2 protein-coding genes are annotated in these 1049 nt (G+C 41.3%); both read right to left on the bottom strand.

Annotated elements, in window-relative coordinates:
• Positions 1-31: 31 nt before the first annotated feature.
• Positions 32-679 carry an IS630 family transposase gene (locus ACP2WE_RS25995; RefSeq protein WP_425218419.1) on the bottom strand — a complete coding sequence of 216 codons (648 nt, stop codon included), beginning with the start codon at positions 677-679 and terminating at the stop codon, positions 32-34.
• The coding region (locus tag ACP2WE_RS26000; RefSeq protein WP_425218420.1) for a helix-turn-helix domain-containing protein at positions 592-1049 on the bottom strand (458 nt) is incomplete at its 5' end. The genes ACP2WE_RS26000 and ACP2WE_RS25995, both read right to left, overlap by 88 nt.

Consider the following 1049-nt stretch of genomic DNA (forward strand, 5'->3'; position numbering starts at 1 on the left):
TATCGCGGTTTTCATGTTAACGAGGACGGGATTATAGGAGAACCGTCTTGGCATCACAATCTGAATACCATCCTACAATATCCTTCTTCGTCACAGTGTTAAGTGCATCTGCGATCGCGTTATCCAATTCCTCTCGGGTACGAGGTTTGCGAGAACGCAAAAACTCTTTAATTTTTGACCATAAGAGTTCAATTGGCGATAAATCTGGCGAATATTTAGGTAAAAATATCACTTTTGCTCCTGCGGCTTCTACCGCTTCTTTGACTTGTCGATCCAGATGAACATTGAGATTATCCATCAAGAGGATTGCTCCTACCCATAACACTGGCACAAGCATTTGGGTAATAAAGGTCATGAAGGCAAATATATCTGTTCCACCTTCATAGGTCAGTGTTGCTAATACTGCTTTCACAGATATAGCACTAATCATCGTGATGTTTTTGCCTCGATTTTTGGGTCTGCTCCCATGTGCTCTTTCTCCTGACAATGCTCGACCAAATAGTCTTGTCATTCCTAAATGAACACCTGATTCGTCTAAAAATACCATCTGAGCAGGATCGAGATCCCAAGCTGTTTTCTGGTACTCTTGCCTCAATTGTTGAACTTCTTCTCTTTCTTGTTCGTCGGCATGAAAAGTTTTTTTTTGCGGGTCAAGCCTATTTTCTGCAATGCTCGGCACATAGTTGGTTGACTAACTTGTATGTCTCTTTCGCTTTCTAACATTCGACATAATTCTTCTAGAGTGCTGTCATTTTTTTCGATGACTTTTGCTTTGAGCCAAGTTAAGTCTTCTTCTCCGATTTGGGGTTTCTCACCTTTGCCATGAGGTTTGGCTGCATAACTCCCTGTTTGTTGATAGCGTTGAATCAACTGACTTACAAAACTTTTGCCCACCTGAAAGCGTTGTGCTAGTTTTCTTACGGATTGTTGCCCTTCTTCATGTGCTTTGATGATGCATTTTCTCAGGTCTTCTGAATATGCGACTCCCATTCTTTTCCTCTTTTCTCTAATTCTACCTTGTGTCCGTACTTTCTTGAAAACCGCGATAT

The organism is Tumidithrix helvetica PCC 7403, from assembly GCF_965232925.1.
In the GTDB taxonomy this organism is placed as follows: Bacteria; Cyanobacteriota; Cyanobacteriia; order Pseudanabaenales; family Pseudanabaenaceae; genus Tumidithrix; species Tumidithrix helvetica.